This window comes from Bifidobacterium sp., assembly GCF_022647885.1.
In the GTDB taxonomy this organism is placed as follows: domain Bacteria; phylum Actinomycetota; class Actinomycetes; order Actinomycetales; family Bifidobacteriaceae; genus Bombiscardovia.
In genome coordinates, this window is the sequence record NZ_JALCLM010000001.1 from 1064454 (window position 1) to 1080533 (window position 16080).

General features: G+C 47.5%; 15 protein-coding genes. 6 read left to right on the forward strand and 9 right to left on the reverse strand.

The genetic code is table 11. The features are described 5' to 3' along the window. Positions 1-18: 18 nt before the first annotated feature. Positions 19-1971 carry a 1-deoxy-D-xylulose-5-phosphate synthase gene (locus LKI20_RS04595; RefSeq protein ID WP_291770491.1) on the reverse strand — a complete coding sequence of 651 codons (1953 nt, stop codon included), beginning with the start codon at positions 1969-1971 and terminating at the stop codon, positions 19-21. A gap of 323 nt (positions 1972-2294) precedes the next feature. Here LKI20_RS04595 and purE point away from each other — a divergent pair, with 323 nt between their 5' ends. The 3 genes from purE (at position 2295) to LKI20_RS04610 (ending at position 4444) form a co-directional block, all read left to right on the forward strand. Beyond that, positions 2295-2810 carry a 5-(carboxyamino)imidazole ribonucleotide mutase gene (gene purE / locus LKI20_RS04600; RefSeq protein WP_291770492.1) on the forward strand — a complete coding sequence of 172 codons (516 nt, stop codon included), beginning with the start codon at positions 2295-2297 and terminating at the stop codon, positions 2808-2810. Further along, a complete protein-coding gene (gene purK, locus LKI20_RS04605) occupies positions 2794-3963 on the forward strand; it encodes a 5-(carboxyamino)imidazole ribonucleotide synthase (protein ID WP_291770493.1) in 1170 nt (389 codons plus the stop codon). The genes purE and purK overlap by 17 nt, the downstream gene beginning before the upstream one ends. 88 nt (positions 3964-4051) lie before the next feature. Further along, positions 4052-4444 (forward strand): Fur family transcriptional regulator, encoded by a 393-nt coding sequence (locus LKI20_RS04610; protein WP_291770494.1) that lies wholly within the window; start codon positions 4052-4054, stop codon positions 4442-4444. 196 nt (positions 4445-4640) lie between these two features. Here LKI20_RS04610 and LKI20_RS04615 read toward each other — a convergent pair whose 3' ends face one another. The 8 genes from LKI20_RS04615 to rpmB form a co-directional block, all read right to left on the reverse strand. Then, positions 4641-7217, reverse strand: a complete 2577-nt coding sequence (locus tag LKI20_RS04615; protein WP_291770495.1) for a bifunctional lysylphosphatidylglycerol flippase/synthetase MprF — start codon at positions 7215-7217, stop codon at positions 4641-4643. Between the two features lie 69 nt (positions 7218-7286). Further along, on the reverse strand, positions 7287-8648 hold the full coding sequence (locus LKI20_RS04620; RefSeq protein ID WP_291770496.1) for an alpha/beta hydrolase-fold protein: 1362 nt from the start codon (positions 8646-8648) through the stop codon (positions 7287-7289). 449 nt (positions 8649-9097) lie between these two features. Next, complete coding sequence (gene rpmF / locus LKI20_RS04625; RefSeq protein ID WP_291770497.1) at positions 9098-9265, reverse strand: 50S ribosomal protein L32; 168 nt, start codon at positions 9263-9265, stop codon at positions 9098-9100. Further along, positions 9265-9387 (reverse strand): ribosomal protein bL36, encoded by a 123-nt coding sequence (locus tag LKI20_RS04630; RefSeq protein ID WP_034251913.1) that lies wholly within the window; start codon positions 9385-9387, stop codon positions 9265-9267. Before LKI20_RS04630 ends, rpmF begins: the two co-directional genes overlap by 1 nt. Beyond that, positions 9384-9668: a type B 50S ribosomal protein L31 gene (locus LKI20_RS04635; RefSeq protein WP_291770498.1), complete on the reverse strand. Its 285-nt coding sequence runs from the start codon at positions 9666-9668 to the stop codon at positions 9384-9386. The genes LKI20_RS04630 and LKI20_RS04635 overlap by 4 nt, the downstream gene beginning before the upstream one ends. A gap of 45 nt (positions 9669-9713) precedes the next feature. After that, on the reverse strand, positions 9714-10019 hold the full coding sequence (rpsN, locus tag LKI20_RS04640) for a 30S ribosomal protein S14 (RefSeq protein ID WP_291770500.1): 306 nt from the start codon (positions 10017-10019) through the stop codon (positions 9714-9716). Between the two features lie 18 nt (positions 10020-10037). Then, on the reverse strand, positions 10038-10208 hold the full coding sequence (gene rpmG, locus LKI20_RS04645) for a 50S ribosomal protein L33 (RefSeq protein WP_291770502.1): 171 nt from the start codon (positions 10206-10208) through the stop codon (positions 10038-10040). Between the two features lie 133 nt (positions 10209-10341). Further along, complete coding sequence (rpmB, locus tag LKI20_RS04650) at positions 10342-10581, reverse strand: 50S ribosomal protein L28 (RefSeq protein ID WP_291770504.1); 240 nt, start codon at positions 10579-10581, stop codon at positions 10342-10344. A 17-nt stretch (positions 10582-10598) separates the two neighbouring features. Between rpmB and LKI20_RS04655 the strand changes: the two genes are divergently transcribed. From LKI20_RS04655 to LKI20_RS04665, 3 genes are all read left to right on the forward strand, one after another. Continuing rightward, a complete protein-coding gene (locus LKI20_RS04655) occupies positions 10599-12254 on the forward strand; it encodes a hypothetical protein (protein WP_291770506.1) in 1656 nt (551 codons plus the stop codon). Positions 12255-12510: 256 nt separating this feature from the next. Next, the gene (locus LKI20_RS04660; RefSeq protein WP_291770508.1) at positions 12511-13446 is read left to right on the forward strand and encodes a metal ABC transporter solute-binding protein, Zn/Mn family; all 936 of its coding nucleotides are present in this window, start codon (positions 12511-12513) and stop codon (positions 13444-13446) included. Between the two features lie 201 nt (positions 13447-13647). Next, entirely contained in the window at positions 13648-15951 is a 2304-nt protein-coding gene (locus LKI20_RS04665; protein WP_291770510.1) for an LTA synthase family protein, read from the forward strand. The last annotated feature ends 129 nt before the right edge of the window (positions 15952-16080 follow it).

Below are 16080 nucleotides of genomic sequence, written 5' to 3' on the forward strand. Positions count from 1 at the left end.
AAACTTGAACTATTCTAGTCATATGCCACGAGAATTGCACTCTTGTGTCGCCAGGAGGCACAACTGAGCGGCGATACTATCAGCATTCATGCCATATCGGCGCTTAAGTTCAGACAGAGCCACACGGTCTGTGAATGCCATATCGGCTCCGACAGACATCACTCGCATAGCGGTGCTGGCATAATATGTGCTAATGCGCTGTCCCCAACCCCCATTACGTTGCGAATCCTCAAGGGTTACCACAATGTGATGGTTCTGGTGGAGACGATTCAGTGTTGCAGTGTCGAGTGTTGAATATTGTTGTGGGTCAATGATGGTGGGGTCCGATACATCAAGCACTAAGGACTGATTGGCGCTGAGTTTGGATGCGCTGAGCTTACGCAATATATGCGCTACGTCACATGCGAGAGGATAGGCATTACCGAGACCGAGTAGCGCAACACCTGAACCTTCGTGAACTGTCCTATACCGTGACCAAGGATGCAACGTGCGTGCCGATTGTGCTGATTGTGCTGATTGAGACGGTAGATCGGACGGTGCTGATGGTTCTGCCGTGCGCTGCGTTACTGCCTTATCAGTGGAGAGCACAACACCAGCAGCACGCTCATAAGCCAGCACATCCTCACCAGGCATGCGAATGAGCACTGGCTTGCGGGCTGGTCCACTGGCCCACGCGAACATATCCAACAACTGTTTTCCACTCGTGGGTGCCAAACACGTCAATTCGGGGATATTTCCCAACAGAGGAATATCGAAGGTGCCGGAATGTGTAACATCGGTGCCAGAGATGCCTGAAGCAAATTCCAACAAGGTCACGGCGCTTCCGTTCAAACTCATTTCTTGTTGAATTTGATCATAAGCGCGTTGGAAAAATGTTGATGATGTAGCAACGATTGGTGAGCCACCACCACGAGCAATACCACATGCGAGACTGATAGCATGCTCCTCTGCTATACCAACATCGATGAAATGTTTGCCGGCTTGCTGTCGGAATTCGTGCGATATACCGTTTGAAGAAGCTGTAGCTGGGGAAATAACCACAAGAGCAGGTTCCTGCTCAAATCGATCTAACAATGATTTCATCAGCATTGAACCGTATACCCACCGAGCATTTCGTTGCGTTGGGTGAGCACCAGGCACAGAGTTGCGTTGGTAGCTTGGATTGCACCAATGATTGTTGGGATCGTGGCCTTCGCTCACCCCAGCTATACCCGCATCTTGGATGCCTAAACCTTTTTTGGTGTGAATATGAACCACAACAGGGTGATTGAGTTCCTTAACTAAGTTAAATGTAGCCAGCAACGCGGATATGGTATTGCCGTGTTCTACGTAACGATAATCAAAACCCAAGTCCCTGAAAATATTGTGAGCTGATGTGCCTTGCGTTGCTCTGAGTTCAGCAAGATTGGTATATAGTCCTCCGACGTTTTCATCAATAGCCATCTCATTGTCATTGCAGACTATGAGGAGTTGTCCTTTCACTTGTGCTGCGCAGTTCAAGCCTTCAAAGGCAGTCCCGCTGCTTAGTGAGCCGTCGCCAATAATGGCCACTACGCGATGTTGCTGATTCATACAATTTCGCGCTAATGCAAGACCGTTGGCTAATGATATAGAGGTGCCGGTGTGACCAAGATCAAAATGATCGTGTGGACTTTCATTGCGGCAGGTGAATCCGCTTATGCTGCCAAATTCCTCAGGATTGCAAAAAGCTGACTTGCGACCAGTCAATATTTTATGTGTATAACACTGATGAGAAACGTCAAAGATTATGCGGTCCTCGGGTGATGCGAAGACATAATGTAAGGCGATACTTAGCTCAATTGCACCAAGATTCGACCCTAGATGTCCGCCGTATGATGTGCAGAAGTCAATGATAGTCTTTCTGATTTCATCAGCTAACTGGGGCAACTGATGTGGGTCACAACGTTTGAGATCTTCCGGACTGTTAATTTCTTCGAGCAACGTGGACATATGCCTCCATTGGTAGTGAACCGTACTCTGCCTAACAAGATATGCTTGTCACGCACATTTTAGACAGTCTGATTAAGTACGAGTCAAGCAGTAGCTTGAATCTTTTACGAGTTCTGCGAAGCTCATAAGTAGTGTGCCCTGCAGCGTTATAAAAAAGCCTATATCGGTCATCTCTGAAAGTATTCACACCCTGCGTAATCCGAGTTGATCGAAAGTGTCAGACGCCTTGTGGGATAAGGCTTATACGCTGTGAAGTGTAGAGCTTCTGAAATTTCGTGCCAACTGGGTACAGTGGGTGCTGTTCCCAACTTTGGAGGTGGCGTGTGAGCGTTGAGCGAGAGTCCGCACAGCTTGTAGTAGAGGTTGCAGTAATTATGGGGTCATCAAGTGACTGGGAGACCATGCAGCATGCATGCGAAATCCTTGACCGCTTCGGTGTACCTTACGAAAAGCGCGTTATTTCAGCACACCGTACACCCGAGTTAATGGCTGATTTTGCTCATGGTGCTCGAGCCAAGGGGATTAAAGTTATCATCGCAGGAGCAGGGGGAGCTGCACACTTACCAGGTATGGTAGCGGCACAAACCACACTGCCAGTGATAGGCGTACCAGTGCGCTCGCATGCTTTGAGTGGCTGGGACTCCTTGCTCTCTATTGTGCAGATGCCAGGTGGCATTCCCGTGGCGACTACAGCTGTTGGCAATTCAGGCGCCACGAATGCAGGGTTGCTCGCAGTGAGCATTTTGTCTACTACAAATGAGCAACTTGCCAAGGCTTTGTCTGATTATCGTGAAGAACTCAAGAAAAAGGTGGAAGAATCCAATGCCCAGCTTGTCTGAAGAAACTGATGGTGCGGTGACCATGCTTGAACCTGGCTCAACCATAGGCATTGTTGGTGGAGGACAGCTAGGTCGCATGATGGCGCTGTCTGCGAGATATCATGGCTTCAAGGTGGGAGTGCTGGATCCAACACCCAACTGTCCAACGGCTCAGGTGGCTGATTTTCAAATAACTGCCGAATACGACAGCAAGGAAGCTATCAGAGAGCTTGCCGAACGCAGCAATGTAATTACCTACGAATTTGAGAATGTTGATGCTGACGCTCTTGATGAGGTTCGTGACATTGTAGCGGTGCCTCAGGGTACTGATCTGTTGAGAGTTACTCAAGATCGCGTTAATGAAAAACGTTTCATCAATCAACATGGCACTGCGACGGCACCATGGAAAGAGATTAATGGCGTCGAAGATCTAGTGGCCGCTATTGACGACATAGGATATCCAGCGGTGCTGAAAACAAGATCCGGTGGATATGACGGGCACGGGCAGCGGGTGTTACATAATGCCGATGACCTTGCGGAGATTCGCGAGCAAGTTAACACTGAAGGATTTATGCCCCCCTCAATTCTTGAGGGCTTCGTCGATTTTGCCTTTGAAGCTTCAATCCTGATTTCCGGTAATGGTCATGATTTTGTGACTTTCCCTATCGTCCGTAATGAGCACCGGAATAACATTCTTCACCTGACGCTTGCTCCTGCGACGCTCAGCCATGAGGTTGAACGCGATGCTAAAGCTCTTGCTCTACGTCTCGCTCAAGGCTTCGAGCTTTCGGGAACTTTAGCAATTGAGCTGTTCATCACCAAGGATGATCAGGTAATCGTTAACGAGTTAGCCCCCAGACCGCATAATTCAGGGCATTACACCATCGAGGCTTGTTCGATAGACCAATTTGATGCGCATATTCGTGGTATCGCAGGGTGGCCGTTGCCACAGCCTAAACTCCTGAGCCCTGCAGTGATGGTGAATGTGCTGGGGCAGCATGTATTGCCAACTAGGGCATTGATTGCAGATCATCCAGAATGGTGCCTCCACGATTATGGCAAAGCAGAAATTAAACACAACCGTAAAATGGGACATATTACTGTGTTGACTTCTGACCTGGCAACCACGGTAAACGATATAGAAGCGACCGGATGTTGGAGTGATTTATCTTGAGTTCATCAGGTAACGCCGATGACTTTGATATCAACACCAGCTACGCTGACGGTACCTGTGGAGCGTTCAGGTTTTGGAAAGGGAGATTATGGTAGACCATGCACTCAGGCAGACTAAACAGAAGGATGCGGTGCTTAAAGCTCTCCACCAGTGTGATGACTTCATCTCTGCTCAGGATTTGCATAGACAACTCATTGATTCGGGTCTTTCAATAGGGTTAGCAACTGTGTACCGACAGCTTAATGCGCTTGCAGACGCTGGTCAGTCGGATACTATCCGACTCAACGGTTCTCAGCTATTCAGAATATGTCAAGATAATCACCACCACCATCATCTGGTATGTGAAGGCTGCGGGCGCACTATCGAGATTGAACCGCCGGATGAGCTTTGGCTGCGAAAAACCGCTGCTGACCATGGATTTAGCCTACATTCTCATACGGTTGAGCTTTTTGGCTTGTGCCCAGAGTGTCAAAAAGCATAAAATCCTCATGCACTGCCGTTTGTGTAGGGATTTATCAATAGACGCGCAGTATAAAACATTTGAAAACACTGCAATTCCGCCGTTCTCGTTTCTTCAATAGTTGAGGAAACGAGAATAATCCCTACACAAATGCACATGTGCTTTGTACAGTGAGCAATAATCCCTGTGTTACGCCAGATTCGTCCTCGTTATGCTCTTATTCAGGCCTAAGTGACTTCAACATGTCAAGAGTCTGAGATGCTTTCATATCAGGAAGATATGCTTGCAATACAGCCAATCCAATCGGCAGTAGCTTAGACGAGTCACTGTAACAGATATATATAGGTTCCTCTTGTGGCTGGAACTTCTGTTTGAAGAAGAATAGTGAGCGGAATCCATAAGCTGGTTCGACAATATCTGCGACCATCTGCAGAGCATGGGTGATAATATTTGAGGATTCTTCGTCGCTGGGATCTAGACCAGCGAGAGGAGCAGCGGAAAGACTCATGAATACAGCCTCTCCTTCATCGCGCAAGCGTTCTGCCATGCGAGCAATCAGAAACTCCATAATGCCATTGGGACTGTCGGTACTATGACGCATGAAGTCCAAAGTCCAGCCAACGATGCGACCAGATTGCCAAGTTGGCAGCCAGCTCGTTACTCCGAGGACGTGTTCATCAGCGTCAACTGCGTACAACAGACGAACGCGAGGATCGCGCAACTCTTGTAAACCACCTAGGGTGAATTTCATTTCGGGTAGTGCCTTGGTGTCTGCCCACTGCTCAGAAATACTGACTATCTGAGATTGAATAGGCCGGGGAGTGTGTTCAAAGGTGCTTTGTACATCACTGATACCAGAGCGCTTGGCCTTATTGATGGCCGTTCTGATGTCTTGCCATTTTTTGCCTTTGGTCTGCCACTGTCTGGGATCTACTACCATCTCAGTGCCAACTTGGATACTTGAGTAACCTTGGGAAGCGAGTATTTCCCGTGCTGGACGGTGCAGTCCATAGAATACTGGTGACCAGGAGTGTTCCACGCAGAAACGGGCAAAATTCCCGAGGTCTGATTGATATTCTTCAGGGTCCCCAAATGGTCCAGTTGTTGTCAGTGCTATACCGTGAAGCACTCGGTATGCAATGGCTGAGTTGCCGCTGTGAGAAAACCAGTAATTATTGCCCTCCCATGTGCACATGAAGGACATAGATTCGCCACCAAGCTCCACCAGACGGCCAGCGTTGTGACGTGATTCAACATCGAGTACGGAAGATTCCTTCATCCATCCAGCCATAACGATAATCACGAATGCCCAAAAAATTGGACCGATGCCTTGACGTAATAACATTGCAGGCACCGTTGTTGGGATGAATGAAACTTTGGTCCCGTCTGTAAAAGCAATCGGCAGGAATCGTTGTGGCAAATCACGTATGAGCATCAATACATCAGGCTGTGGCTTGAATGAATCTGCGTTGAATAATGCAAGAAGTACATAAGCGACACTTGCGGTGATGAAGGTTGTTGCAATAGTCACCACGCCTGCACGAATTCGTGACGTCTTAGTTTTAATGGTAAAGAATCGGCGATATGAAAAAACAGCGGTTGCGAAGATTAGGGGTGGCACGGAAGTTGTCAGGAATGTCAGCATTACGCCATGTCGCACAATTGAACTCAGCGTTTCTCCCGAAGCGAGGGGTGAGACGAAGCAGTAGAGGAATGCAAATAGAGCGATTGCACAATTCATTACAATGCAAGCCCACGCTGCAATTCGGCGTCCTTTGTATAAACCCCAAGCGATTATCAAAAGCGCAGCCATTGGCAGTAATGACCGAAGAATTGCCCCAGGGAGAGCAACATGAGCCAATCCATATGGGTTGAAACATGTTTGATGCCCAACTGTGTGCAAGCATTCGAGAACTTGAGGCGTATGCACAGTTCCACCGGTTATAAACATCGCTAATGTGCTCAAAGCTCCTGCACGGTGACTTGAGGTTAGGGCCACGACGGGGCCTAAAGCGAGAATCACACAAATGGAAGCAATGATGCGTCTGCTCTCGAATGAGGTTGAATGCCACCAGTGAATTTTTGTGGATGGGCCATGCCAAAGTCGGCCAGCAATATGACCAATAATTGCGGCAACAAGAATGCAGTAATCGCCAGGATTGCCGCTGTAGAGCACAGCAATGCAGATAGCACTGTAACCGAAGATCTGGATGCGTCTACGCCACAGATAATCGCTATATTCGCTAGCCGCCATAAGAGAACCTATAACAAGGAGCACAGGGGTTAGTGACATACGGATACTCGAAATAGTGTGCCACTGACCGGCGAGTGTGTTGAGTATTGTGCAGGTGAGCAATCCGCCGGCGGTACCGACAAAAGCTGGAAGCAAGCAGGCAATAATGGTGCGTCGAGTGCCTAGACGGCTTTCTGCTATGGCCAAGATTACGAATGAGAGAACGGCATGCAACAATAACTTGACTGGGCTATACACCAAAATCAAGCTGGCGGTCAGACGAAGCAGTTGCACGCTGAGCTCTGGTTCAGCTGCCCCATGCTTATGTATTGGTGGCCCTAGTATTTGCCCCAAGCTCAGAGAAGGCATCGTATCTGGAGTGCCTGGAAGCTCAATCATTCTGTATATGAAATACCCGATATTAATAATTACGATAGCTGCCACGAATATTACGGCAAGGCGGTGATGACGGAGCCAATCGTGCACATCCTTGCCGACTGACTTCCAATGTCCGTTGCCTAAATGCTTAGCCGTGCTGGCCTCATTATTCTTCTCGTTCATTACATTCCTTGAATTTCAGATACGTCTATAGGTGCAATCCGCATAGGATTTGTTGGATACCTGGTGCTGTCATGGGGTGACTACGGTGATATTCGGATAATCGTTGAGGTCCTTTGTCATGGTTCCAAGCCCCATCTGTGCGCTGAGCCAATCAATAGCTGGGGGAAGAGCAGTTTTTACGGTGTTCCAATCATGCCCTGAATGTGCGGTCACCACCGTTTTTACTGTCATTCCAGCCTCAACCCCTGCTCGGCCTATGGCATGAATATTGCCGGTCGATCGTGAATCTTGGTCGCCTGCGACGCTGAACATGGTTTGTGTAGAAGGTGCATGCTGTTGAATTGCCACAATAGGAATTTGTTCTTTATAAGCCTTTTCATCGCCGTTAAAGTAGCGGTTTATCATCTCTTCACGAGAACCCTGAGTAGGTGCAATTTCGCCGTCAATGGGGAGCATATGTCCATAGAGTTTAGGATGGCGTGGCCCTAGTTGAGTTGCACAAGTGCCGCCTTGTGAAAAGCCTCCAATACCCCATTGGTCCGTGGCAGTCGAGACAGGGAGTTCTTTGGTGATCCAGTTGGTCACATCCACTGTGAGATAGGTTTCAACATTGCCAACAACCGGCGAATTGATGCACAAGCTGTTGTTTCTGGTTGAACCATTTTGATCTGGTGAAACCACAATGGGGGCTAGCCCGTGGTGCGCACTGGCATATGCATCTAATACCTTTGAGATATCGCTGGCAGTAAAGAATCGGTCGGGACTTCCTGGTTGACCGCCGAGCATCACAAGCACCGGAAGTTTTGGTGGGTGCGCGCTCAAAGCAGCAGGTGGCAAGTAGATGTCTGCTGGTCTGGGATTGAAACCTGATTTGGTGCCTGCAATAGTTATGGAGCGCACTTCTCCCTTGTTAGGGTGTGCTGGCGCTTTATTCGCTGCAGCGAGGGCATCCCACTGGGCGACGCTCATGCTTGCATGATGCACGGTTTCAAGATTTAGTGTTTTGTACACTGGTACACCAAAAACGCTGCTAAAGAGAATGAATTCTCCATACACCATATTTACCCTGAGTAGTGTAAATAACACCAGAATTGGTATGGCGATTATGGAAATAACGCGGCGAATACCGTGATTCATTACCAATACTGCGATGAGATATCCAAGGGAGCCAATTCCCAGACTGATTACAGTGATGACACGGATTCCAAGGCTGACGCCAAAAACAACAAATACATCGGAAATGAGCCAGGTTACAAAATAGCCAGCAGCGCCAGATAATAAGCCGATAAGAATCTGCCACAGAATTTTTTTACGATGCTTGGAACCTAGTTGCATGACGAATGTGGCTAGTAAGACGATAGCAGTAATGAATAACCACAGCGTTGGTAGCCAGCCTCTGAGCAGGTGTATATGCAGCAGCCAATCGATCATCTAATCCCCCCAATGAATCTCTAACGGCCCGCGTCGCTTTGATGTTGGAGCAGACCAACCTCGAAGTCGCATGGAGCGGTTGCAATCTGAAATTGCTGTGCTTCGCTCTCGAATTCCGTCTGTTAACGGTACTCGTTTGTCGGTGTAGGGCAATCAGCCTTGCGAATGACTTTCTGAGCCGCGTTCAGTTTCGCGCACTGGCTATAAGCGCAATGGCGGAGGGATTGCAAGGTCGCTATAGCAGTTATAGCTGTAACAATCGAAGGCAAGATTTGAAGAATTACCAGTTGGCACACATACAAAAAGCACCTCGATTCAGTGTGAAAACTGCTTCGAGATGCTTATGGATATTCATGTGAAAGCGATATATGAATAAGTCGAATTTCAAGAAGGTAATACTTGTGAAAGTGGTGCTACACCAGCGCAGTAGAGTGCGCAGTCACGAAGATCTAGAGCTTGAGCTTTCCTTTTCGTGCCGCGGCTGCTAGATGCTGTGGAACAATCACATTTTCGCCTTCAGGAGTGCGCACGGTTATTAGCTGTGCTGTTTCTGCCTTCCACTGAGAGCGTCTGGCATGAGTATTAGCCCGTGACTTCTTATACTTTGGTAATGCCATCAGCCCTGTCTCGCTTTCAGATTTGGATGCTTCTTATTGATGACGTAAATATGTCCGCGCCTGCGCACAATTACCGAGCCATCTTTGCGTGCCAAAGATCGTACAGATGATTTCACTTTCATGATTCGCTCCCATCGCGCTGTGGTGAGCTTCTGCGGTAACGCTGATTGAATTTCTGCACTTGTCCTGCCGCATCGAGCACTATATTCTTGCCGGTGTAGAAGGGGTGGCTGGCTGAAGATACTTCCACATTAACTAGTGGGTATTCTTTGCCGTCGTTCCATCGCACGGTCGGTAGCGAATCCGCTTTTGCGGCCAGTGTTGAGCGAGTCAACATCATAGTGTTTGCCGATTGGTCGCGGAATACGACATAACCGTAAGTTGGGTGAATATGTTGTTTCATAATTCCAGATTTCTGTAGTTAATAGATTTCAGCAAGTATGTGGTATTACCAGCTGGATTTGGTTACTCCTGGCAATTCGCCGCGATGAGCCATTTCTCTAAGGTTGATGCGTGAAAGGCCAAATTTTCTTAGATATCCGCGTGGACGGCCATCTATCGCATCCCTGTTGCGTAAACGTGTTGGGCTTGCGTCGCGGGGGAGTGCGTGGAGTTTAGCCATTGCTTGTTCGCGCTCTTCTTGACTGAGATGAGGGTTAACGCTATCACGTTTATATTGAGCCCTTCGCTCCGCATAGCGTTCTACAAGGCTTTGTCTGCGTAGTTGCTTATTAATTTTGCTGGTTTTTGCCATGATATTCTTCTGTCTGTGTCAACGTGTTTCGCGGAAAATAACCCGACGTCGCACAATCGGGTCGTATTTCAAGAGCTCAACTCTATCGGGTGTATTTCTTCTATTTTTTCTTGTGGTGTAGGTAAAACCAGTTCCTTCGGTTGATCTCAGGGTGATAACCGGACGAATCTCGCTTGACTTTGAGGCCATGACACTTCCTTAATGTTCAACGTTGTTAGGGCGTTCTATGGAAAATCCTGGTGTGCACTGCGGGTGGCATTGTGTAAATGGCATTGCGTAAATGGTACTGCGGGTGACATTTACACAAATGGCATTTACGCAATCAGACTTTCAACTCACCGCGTGACTGTAATTGCGCAACTATGGACTCGATTCCACGGCGGTCAATAGTTTTGATGCCTTTGGCCGAGACTTGCAACGTGATATGTCGCCCTAGAGAAGGCACCCAATAGCGTTTTTGTTGAAGGTTCGGCTGGAATTTTCTGCGGGTTGCTTGATGGGAATGGGATATGGAGTTGCCGTAGCTGGCATGAGTTCCGAGAACTTGACATGATTTGGTCATGGATGTGATTATAGTAAATGATAACCATTATCGCAAATAGAGAGTTTGATATGGACTATTTCCCATGTAGTGAGTCTGCGGTACCGAGTTCCGGTGATGTTCAACGTGCTCAGGATGCTGAGCACGTTGAACATGTTTACCGTGCTGACAATAGTGAATCTGTTCAGCACGCTTCACAGGTCACGCTTGTTAATCAGTTCTGTGATGACAAGGTGTCACCGATGAAATGCTCGGTAGTGCTGCTTACGGGAGTGTGTGAGCAAGATCTTGATAGCGCAGTGCTGGGACTTGCGGCAGGCAAGTCAGGGGTCACGGTCCTGAGATATTGGGTGGAAGGTAAGCCGGAAGATTCCGGCAGATTACGCGTCAGCCGTTCTCCGCGCTTGGTGCAAGAAAACATTTTGCCTGAAGTTATCGAGGGTATAGACAGCAATGCGCATTCGAAGCTGCCTTCTGATTATGACTGTATTGGTGATGGCCGGATTTCCTTAGATATGGATGATTGTTGCCTGACGTGTACTGTCAAACATGACCTTGGTTCGCTGCTCAGGGAATGTGCTGGAAGTTGCTCACAGGTGTTGGTGGTGCTTCCTCCTGGAATGGAAGCTACTCCGATTGCTGTCTATCTCAGAGAATTATGTTCACTGGATCAGTCTTTCAATGCTTTGCTCGAGGGTGCTCAAGAATCTGCCGATGAATCTGCTGTTAACTCTGCTGACCGATTAGGAGAACATGGTACTGGTGTTGGTTCCAGTGCTGCTGCTGAGGCATCTGACTCATGTGACCTGGATGCCGTCTCAGTTGGCACTATTGCTACTGTGGCCAGTGAAGAGGGCTTGCGACAGAGTTTGTTTGACGATTCACCGTTTACTATTGACGGAGAGTCTGAGGATGTAGGTGACGATCGCAGTGTGGGGGGTGCCGTTATGCATCTGCTGCATGAAGCGAAGCACCTACTAATGGTAGACAGTAAGCAATCGGGGGAGAGTGCCGAAGCTGATCGCAATCAAGGAAATTTTCTAGACTTGCTCCAAATATTGATGCCGGCTGGTGGTGTTGTGCATGGCAACGTTAGTGCAGTCAATTGCGAGGATTTGATAATTGATGACGACGTTATGCTGCATGCTGAAGACTCTGCACAAGCATTACCAGTAGCTCAAGAAGTGAGTCAGGTGGATAATGCCGAGAGTATGCATGTGGATGAAGTTCTGCCTGTAACCGTAGGCAGAGAGTCTATGAGTGATGAAGCTATAGAATTTAAAGCCTTTGGCGCTCATATGTTTGCTCTGAGTGTGAGGACTTCGAGATTGGTACATCCGGGTAGGTTGTCAGACTTTTTGGCCGCCGATCATCAGCCAATGCATATTCAAGCGCACTTTAAGGTACCGACTAAACCTTTTTCAACTTTCGTATGGGAATGTGAACCAAACGGTTCTCAAATTGAACAGATTCCAGATTCCTATCTGCAAGGTGTCCAAAATAACGTTACTGAGTTATTTATGGTGGCTTCTTGTGAAGATGTTAATCAGGATGGGTCAATTCTTGCTCGCTCGATTGAGGACTTGTTGCTCAACGCAGTTGAGATGAGTCAGGGGATAATTGCATGGATGGGACAGACGGATGAATTCACCAAGTGGGCAGAGGAAGGTCCAGTTGGGGATGAGAACGACTGATAGCAGTGAATATAGGTAGCGTATTCTCAAAGACACACTACTAATGATAATTAATATCAATAAGTGTATAATAATTGTTGTCAACGCAGTGGGCAGCTCCTTTGCGGCCAGATAGTTTCTTGGTTGATGAAAGTTTATGAGAGTCTAGCTTTCAGATCATAGATCTATGTCGCAGGTTTCAAGACGAGAAGGATTGGACCAGGAGCGCGCGCCACTGTATGAACAAGCAAGATGAATATTTGGGAAGTAGGGGACTATGTCGTTATCGGCATTCTTCAATTCAACAAGAGGAACAGCAGCAAAGCGTGTGTTAGCAGCTTGTGTTGCCATTGCAGCATTATCGGGGACTGCAGCCTGCGGATCAGCGGCAAACACAGCGACATCGAGTACATCCTCGGATTCGAAGATTAGTGTTATTGCCAGTATCAATCAATGGGGCTCTGTAGCTCGTGATTTAGGTGGTAACAAAGTTGATGTTACGTCGATTATGACTAATACCAACGTTGAAGCACATGAGTATGAACCAACCAGCTCGGATATTGCGAAGTTCACGTCAGCAAAGGTTGTTGTGGTGAACGGTGCCGATTACGATCCTTGGGCTTCGAAAGCAGCATCATCCACAAAGGCAACCTTGGTCAATGCGGCAGAAACGGACGGTAAGAAGTCCGGTGACAATCCGCACGTATGGTTCTCCGCAGCAGTTCGTAGCTCTGCAGCCGATGCGATTACCAAGGCATATGAGAAGGCCATGCCCGAGCAGAAGAGTTACTTCGCCGGACTTAACACTGAGTGGAAAGCCAAAGAGCAGAAGCTTGAAGCTACTATCAAACAGTCCAGCAGCAAGCTCAAAGGCACCAATTACGCAGCTACGGAATCGGTTGCTTGGTACTTGGCTGATGATCTGGGTATGAATGACGTCACTCCAAGCGGTTATGCGCAAGCTTCAGCAAATGAAAGCGAACCGTCGCCAGCTGACATCAAGGAATATCAAGAGGCATTGGCAACAGGAAATATTAAAATGTTGGTCTTTAACTCGCAGGAAGCCGATTCAGTAACTGACCAAATCACTTCCGCTGCAAAGAAGAACAATGTCCCAATTGTGAATCTCACCGAGCAGATGCCAAAGCAATATACTGATCTACTCGATTGGATGAATGCTCTGGTTACTTCCTTCGCAAATAGCATTGAATAGTAGCCTTAAGCAGGTTGTGATCAGCTCAGTACATTAGTTAAGTACTGTGATTAATTAAGTAATATTGGGTATTCACAACAACCGTAAGGTAATAGATACCTCGTTGTTTCGAAGCCATGCTTCGTGACTGCGGGGTATTTTTTGTCAAGAATTAGCAATATAGCGATGCTTTGTCGGGCATCGTTGGGACAATCGGAGACTATGCTTAGCTTTCTACGGCGTCGCAAGACTGGGGATAACAATGCAACGGAGCAACCATCAGAGGTGATTCATCAACAGAAGACTGTTCCTGATAGCGAGCAGAATGTTGCTTCATCAGGTAATGGACCTGAACCCACCTTGGTGTTGGCCAAGACACGATTCTCAACGTGGACGTATGTGGCGCTTTTCGTAATCTTAGATATTATTGGCGTTGGCTTGTTGCAATGGGGCGTTACTATTTCAAGCTCTCGTGTCGCTCTATCGAGCCCACTCATTGGCTTTTGGGGATTCATCTCTAGTATGTGGAGTGAAGGGCGCTTTGTCTTCATTCTTAATTTGATCATTCTGAGTATGATTTATCTGATCATTCTGATGATTTGTAATCGATTTTGGGTTGCTTCTCCAATATTTCTGACTATTTGTGCCGGCGTAGCCGTTGCTGAACATCTCAAAGCAGTTTCACGGTACGAAGCAATCATGCCCGCTGATTTGAACTTTCTACAATCAAATACCGGTAATATTGTCAGCTTTTTGCCGGCGGGAGCACAGTGGACAATAGTCTGGGCAGTGGTGTCTATAGTAGTGCTGATCGCCTTATGCGTATTTATTAACCGCATGGACCTGCGCAGAGGCAGAGTATTTACCACATCTGATAAACGTATCGGTGCTATTTGCAGAGTCATGTTTATTTTGGTGCCAGCCATGGCCTTGACGTTATTTGCTCAGTCTGTAAGTACCGTAGGCACTTGGTCGTATTCAATGTCGAAAACAATGGGCGATATCCCATCAATGTGGGACTCTGTTTACGATGCTCAGCGTAATGGGACGCTTGTGGCTTTCATGCGCCAACTTAATCCAAAGGTGATGGACGAGCCCAGCGGATACAGCGAAGCCAACATGAAAAAAGTGGCAAAACGATATCAGCAAGAAGCAGAACAAATCAACACTTCTCGGAGCAGTTATCTCAATGACAGCACCGTGATTTATGTGTTGTCAGAGTCCTTCTCCGATCCGACGAGGGTTCCTGGAATCTCCATCAATAAAGACCCAATGCCGAATATCCGGTCAATTAAGCAACAAACGACAAGCGGTTTGATGCTCTCCTCAGGTTATGGCGGTGGCACCGCGAATCTCGAGTTTCAGCAGATTACCGGTTTAAGCATGGCAAATTTCGATGCCTCGTTGACCAGCCCCTACCAACAGTTAGTGCCATCGCTCTCATGGACTCCAACTATTAATCAAATTTGGGGCAGCTCAAAAAATTCTTTGGCCTTCCACCCCTATGAGTCCTCGATGTATTCGCGTGCAGTGAACTACAAGAAATTCGGTTTCTCGAATTTCTATACGCTCGACGGTGAGAATCAGATCCAATATCAGAACAAGATTGATCAGTCTCCATATGTAAGCGATGAATCTGCCTACAACAGTGCTCTTGGGAAAATCACGTCGGGGAATACCAGTCAGTTCCTGCAAATCATTACTATGCAGAACCATATGCCTTACAACAACTGGTATAACAACAACGAGTTTAAGGTAACAGCATCGACGGGTGCGAGTGCTCTGGGGAGTGACGAAACCATGTCAATTGACACCTATGCTAAAGGTGTCAGCATTACTGATACCGCTACCAAGTCTTTCTTGAATTCATTGAATGCAATTGATAAGCCTATAACTGTGGTGTTCTATGGCGATCATTTACCAGGAATCTACACCACTGCTGGAGCAGATGCCAATAACTCCTTAGCATTACATGAGACGGACTATTTCATCTGGTCCAACGATGCTTCAACATCGAGTGATACGAAGCTCCAGGGGAGTAACTTTTCTTCGCCGAACTTCTTTATGGCTCAAACCGCTGAGCATATGAATGCTAAGGTGTCGCCATACTTAGCTTTCCTGACTCAACTGCATAGCAAGATTGCTGCGATGGAGCCTCCTGTTGTTAATCAAATTCAGGGTTGGGACAGAATTCCAGAGGGACAGACTATATATCTCGATAATTCTGGGAATCCAATGGACGCTACGACTTTCGATGCCAAGACTAAACAATTGGTCAACGACTATAAGTTGATTCAATATGACATCACTGCAGGTAATCACTACTTGCAAGGAACTGGTTTTATGACAGCACCGTCAAAGGCCAGTGAAGAAAAGGCTGCGAAGGCGGCAGCGGCTAAGGCAGCTAAAGAGGCACAAAAGGCGGCTGAAAAGCAGAGCGCAAGCCAACAAGCACAGCCCAGTGAATCCACTACCTCGTCAAGTAGTGAATCTAGTGCCGGACAGACCTCCACAAGCGGTAAATAAGGCACCAGATTCTGTTTGTGTAGGGATTTTATCGGAGCAGACAATAGTGGCTACCGTAGTTGCAACGATTTCAGGAATAGATACTCGGTGTCTGGCTAAAATTCCCTACACAAAAGCATGAAGCTCTGA

Excerpts from the sequence above, each read along its gene's own strand:
- LKI20_RS04595 (WP_291770491.1), bottom strand. The coding sequence starts at position 1,971 with ATGTCCACGTTGCTCGAAGAAATTAACAGTCCGGAAGATCTCAAACGT.
- LKI20_RS04660 (WP_291770508.1), top strand. The coding sequence starts at position 12,511 with ATGTCGTTATCGGCATTCTTCAATTCAACAAGAGGAACAGCAGCAAAG.
- LKI20_RS04655 (WP_291770506.1), top strand. The coding sequence starts at position 10,599 with ATGATAACCATTATCGCAAATAGAGAGTTTGATATGGACTATTTCCCA.
- rpmB (WP_291770504.1), bottom strand. The coding sequence starts at position 10,581 with ATGACCAAATCATGTCAAGTTCTCGGAACTCATGCCAGCTACGGCAAC.
- LKI20_RS04610 (WP_291770494.1), top strand. The coding sequence starts at position 4,052 with ATGGTAGACCATGCACTCAGGCAGACTAAACAGAAGGATGCGGTGCTT.
- LKI20_RS04635 (WP_291770498.1), bottom strand. The coding sequence starts at position 9,668 with ATGAAACAACATATTCACCCAACTTACGGTTATGTCGTATTCCGCGAC.
- rpsN (WP_291770500.1), bottom strand. The coding sequence starts at position 10,019 with ATGGCAAAAACCAGCAAAATTAATAAGCAACTACGCAGACAAAGCCTT.
- LKI20_RS04665 (WP_291770510.1), top strand. The coding sequence starts at position 13,648 with ATGCTTAGCTTTCTACGGCGTCGCAAGACTGGGGATAACAATGCAACG.
- rpmF (WP_291770497.1), bottom strand. The coding sequence starts at position 9,265 with ATGGCATTACCAAAGTATAAGAAGTCACGGGCTAATACTCATGCCAGA.
- LKI20_RS04630 (WP_034251913.1), bottom strand. The coding sequence starts at position 9,387 with ATGAAAGTGAAATCATCTGTACGATCTTTGGCACGCAAAGATGGCTCG.
- LKI20_RS04615 (WP_291770495.1), bottom strand. The coding sequence starts at position 7,217 with ATGAACGAGAAGAATAATGAGGCCAGCACGGCTAAGCATTTAGGCAAC.
- purK (WP_291770493.1), top strand. The coding sequence starts at position 2,794 with ATGCCCAGCTTGTCTGAAGAAACTGATGGTGCGGTGACCATGCTTGAA.
- LKI20_RS04620 (WP_291770496.1), bottom strand. The coding sequence starts at position 8,648 with ATGATCGATTGGCTGCTGCATATACACCTGCTCAGAGGCTGGCTACCA.
- rpmG (WP_291770502.1), bottom strand. The coding sequence starts at position 10,208 with ATGGCCTCAAAGTCAAGCGAGATTCGTCCGGTTATCACCCTGAGATCA.